This is a genomic window from Mesorhizobium sp. M2E.F.Ca.ET.209.01.1.1 (assembly GCF_004010375.2).
GTDB lineage: Bacteria > Pseudomonadota > Alphaproteobacteria > Rhizobiales > Rhizobiaceae > Mesorhizobium.
This window is the reverse complement of record NZ_SADP02001064.1, coordinates 1-297: the sequence shown is the minus strand read 5'-3', so window position 1 is coordinate 297 and position 297 is coordinate 1. Positions and strand designations below refer to the sequence as shown.

Sequence of the window (297 nt, the reverse complement as noted above, 5' to 3'; positions counted from 1 at the left end):
CCGGGGTTTCCGCAGATCAAGCTTGCCGCCGATGCCGCAGCGGCAATCTCGCTTGGGCAGGCGCAAGTGCGGCCGCAAGTGGATCCCGCGATCGTGAAGATGCAGCATCGCCTGCACGGCGCCTTCTCCGGCAACAGGGTGCCGGCGGCCAGGATCTACATACTCGAGCGTGGCGAAAGGGCTGGGATCACCCCCTTGCCTTCCATTGCCGCCTTGCCGGCCATCATCAAATTCTCCTACGTGACGCGTTTCGGCCGCGCGGCGCTCTCCGGCGATTTCGCCGCGATGCACCTTCGT

General features: G+C 65.3%; 1 pseudogene. It reads left to right on the top strand.

The annotated features are described in order from the left end of the window. A pseudogene (locus EN852_RS39140) lies at positions 1 to 297 on the top strand (serine kinase); the annotation flags it as partial.